General features: G+C 64.1%; 3 protein-coding genes. 2 read left to right on the top strand and 1 reads right to left on the bottom strand.

All coding sequences use genetic code 11. The features are described 5' to 3' along the window. The coding region (locus tag QOC69_RS07400) for an ATP-binding cassette domain-containing protein (RefSeq protein WP_526437886.1) at positions 1 to 330 on the bottom strand (330 nt) is incomplete at its 3' end. 275 nt (positions 331 to 605) lie between these two features. On the opposite strand from QOC69_RS07400, the gene QOC69_RS07395 reads away from it, so the two are divergent. Together QOC69_RS07395 and QOC69_RS07390 are read left to right on the top strand one after the other, a co-directional pair. After that, positions 606 to 2,264 (top strand): sensor histidine kinase, encoded by a 1,659-nt coding sequence (locus QOC69_RS07395; protein WP_526437888.1) that lies wholly within the window; start codon positions 606 to 608, stop codon positions 2,262 to 2,264. Continuing rightward, positions 2,252 to 2,932, top strand: a complete 681-nt coding sequence (locus tag QOC69_RS07390) for a response regulator (RefSeq protein ID WP_526437884.1) — start codon at positions 2,252 to 2,254, stop codon at positions 2,930 to 2,932. The genes QOC69_RS07395 and QOC69_RS07390 overlap by 13 nt, the downstream gene beginning before the upstream one ends. Positions 2,933 to 3,529 lie beyond the last annotated feature (597 nt).

Genomic DNA, 3,529 nt, shown 5'->3' with positions numbered 1-3,529 from the left:
GTCGAGCGCCGCCGCATTCGCCGACCGTCGGTTGCTGCCGCGAAGCCGCGGGCCGATGGCAACGTTGTCCAGCACGCTCTTCCACGGGAAGACGGCATCCTGCTGGAACACGAACCCGACCCCGGGGGTGATACCCGACACCGGCTGACCGCCGACCGTGACCGTCCCCGCCGATGGGCGCTCCAGGCCGGACACCAGGGTGAGCGTCGTCGACTTACCGCAGCCGGTTGGCCCGACGACCGCGCAGAACTCCCCCGGCTGGATGGTCAGATCGAAATCCCGCAGCGCAGTGAAAACCCCACCCTTGGGGGTGCGGAACCGTTTCGTCACGTTCCGTAGCTCGATCGCCGGTGAGTGCCGGTCGGTTGGTGATGGTGGCGTCATTGTCACCTGTGTTCTGCTGTGCGAGTTCGAATGAGGCATTGGCTCGATGATTGGTGGGTCACGTTTGGCTCCTGCGATTCATTGGAGCCGAAGCTACGTGGCGCCGGTCACAGTTCCTCGCTTGTTTGCGAAACCCGCGCAAGCTGCGATCTTGAGCTTTTGCGCATTCTGCTCACTTGCGCGGCTACGCTGGATCCGTGGCCAAGACGGGCCGACCGGCCGTGCGGTTGGGCACCCAAGTGCTGCTACTGCAGATCGTGGTGGTTGTGCTGACCATGGGCATCACCTTCGGGGTGTTCGCGTACATCAGCGGTCAGCGGCTCTCGGCTGAGTACGGTCAGCGTGCGTTGGCGGTCGCTCGCGCGGTGGCCTCCGAACCCGCGGTACGCGCCGATGTCGCTCGCTACTCGGGCGGCGCACTGACGGCGAGCCAGCAACTCACCGACGAGCTCGCCGGCGGCGAGTTGCAGCGCATTGCCGTGGAAGCGCAACAGCGCATCGGCGCCTTGTTCGTGGTGATCACCGATGACGACGGCATCAGACTGGCGCACCCTAACCGTGAACGGCTCGGGCAATTGGTGAGCACCGACCCATCCGAGGCGCTGGCTGGACATGAGGTAGTTGTCCAGGAAATGGGCACGCTCGGCGAATCGGTAAGGGCGAAAGTCCCTGTTTTGCAGCCTGATTCCACTGCGGTCGTCGGCGAGGTCAGCGTCGGCATCTCGACCTCGGCGGTGCGCGACCAGCTGCTCAGTGACCTGCGTAAGGCGGGCGTGCTGGTCGGCGCGGCACTCCTGCTGGGCATCATCGGCTCGCTGCTGCTGGCTCGACGCTGGCGGGGGCTGACGCTCGGTCTGGAGCCGGCCGAACTGGCCGAGCTGGTACGCGAGCAGGCCGCCGTTTTGCACGGAATCGGCGAGGGTGTGTTGGCGGTCGACACATCATGGAAGACGACGGTCGTCAACGACGAGGCGTGCCGCCTGCTGTGCATCGGCGCTGAGCCCGACCGACGGATCGACGACATTGGGCTGACGCCGCGTGTGCTGGACGTGTTCAAAGCCATGGAAGCCACGCCCACGGTAGCCATGGTTGGCGAGCGGATCGTGGTCGTCTCGGCACGCAAGGTGAGCCGCGACGGGCACGACCTCGGCGCGGTACTCATCGTCCGCGATCGCACCGATGTCGAATCGTTGACCCGACAACTCGACGCGGTGCGGTCGATGAGCACAGTGCTGCGCGCACAGCGCCACGAGTTCGCCAACCGGCTGCATCTGCTCAGCGGGCTCATCCAAAGCGGCCGGACCGACGAAGCGTCGCATTATCTTGACAGACTGCTCGGGTCAGGCCCCCTCGGTGCTGCAGTCCCTGGCATCGACACGATCCACGACCCCTACCTACAGGCCTTTCTGGCGGCCAAGGCCGCATACGCCAGGGAAGCCGGAGTAACTTTGCTCATCGGCGCCAACACATGGGTGTCGGGCACTCTGGCGCTGCCCGTCGACGTCACGACCGTGCTGGGCAATCTTCTCGACAATGCAATCGAGGCCACCAGGATCACAGACAGCGACATCAAAGAGGTGGAAGTCGAGCTGGTGCAAGAGGGATTCACTCTGCACATCACTGTCGGCGACAGCGGCGACGGTGTTGCAGCGGATTTCACGCCGCACCTGTTCACCGAAGGTGCGTCCACCCGGCCCGATCGCGGCATCCCGGGCGGTCGCGGCATCGGCCTGGCGCTGTCCCTGCAGATCGCTCGTGCGCTGGGAGGCGACGTCCGGTTGTCCAGTCCCGGTAATACCGCGGTGTCGCTGCGCGGCGCGGAGTTCATCGCCCGGCTACCGGGAGTGATGGTGGAAGAAGAGCCGGTATGGGCAACGTAGAGTTAAGCGTGTTGGTGGTCGACGACGACTTTCGGGTCGCCAATCTGCACGCGGGCATCGTCACCGCAATCCCGGGCTTCACTGTGGCGGCGACGGTGAACACCGTCGTTGACGCCCGCAAGGCCGTCGCATCCACCGCGATAGACCTGGCTCTGGTAGACGTCTACCTGCCGGATGGGTCCGGCGTCGAGCTTATCCGTGAATTGCACTGCGACACTATGGTATTGACGGCCGCCACGGAGGCCGACACGATTCGCTCCACCCTGTCCGCTGGCGCGCTGAACTACCTCGTGAAGCCATTCACCCATGCTGACCTGGCGGGCCGGCTCGCCGGATACGCGCGGTACCGCCGGATCCTCGCTAGACCCAACCTTGGCGCGGAGGACGTGGGCGCGGCACTGGATGCACTTCGTCCCCGCGCAGCGGCGCCGCAAGCCGCTGCCATCTCTTCACCCACTAAAACTCTTGTGCTGCAATTACTTCGGGCATCTTCCGCGCCGATGTCATCGGGCGAGGTATGCACCGCCCTCGGGATCTCGCGGGCAACGGCTCAACGATATCTGGCGACATTGGCCAGCACCGGCGAAGTGACGATGCGGCTGCGCTACGGGACTACCGGTCGTCCGGAACAGGAGTTCCTCGTGACCTCCGACGGTCGCATTCGATAGCGATCCGTATCGCCAGTCGCACTCGCGGGTCGCGGATCGACGAATAGGCTTTGTGGACAACGTGGTCCGGGCGCGGTCGCGGGATTGACCGGGGAATCCTGTTTTGCGGCAGCGTGTGGGCGGGTTCGACTGCAGATCGCTCGGCGCCTAATTTGGGACCACTTTGGGACCACACGGTATGCGCGCTGGCGAACGATCTGCGCGTCTGTGAACGTCTTGCAGCGCCAAGAGCCGCCGCGTGATACCGGCGACCAGCGAGAATGCGTTAACGCAATTTTCTGGGGGTCAAGTGGTCGCAGGTTCAAATCCTGTCAGCCCGACCAAGACGAGTAGGCTTTGACCTGCGGAAATGACCAAAGAGTACCTCTACCTTGGTTTATCTTTGAGCCGGTTGGACCACGGATCTTGACCTTCGAGCGTGCTGTAGCGCACTTGTCCGATCGTCAAGTGCTGCGATCTGCGGCATTGAACTCTATCGGCTCATCTTGCGCGGGTCGGGGAAGCCCATCTTGAGGTATCCGGGTGTTCGTTTCTTCAGCGATGAGGCGATGACGGGGGTGAGCTCGTCGTGGTAGTCGTGCACGGTTGCGGTGGTCT

It is taken from the genome of Mycobacterium sp. (assembly GCF_032162105.1).
Taxonomy (GTDB): domain Bacteria; phylum Actinomycetota; class Actinomycetes; order Mycobacteriales; family Mycobacteriaceae; genus Mycobacterium.
Note: the sequence above shows the minus strand (reverse complement) of the source record. Positions and strands in the feature narration are given on the sequence as shown.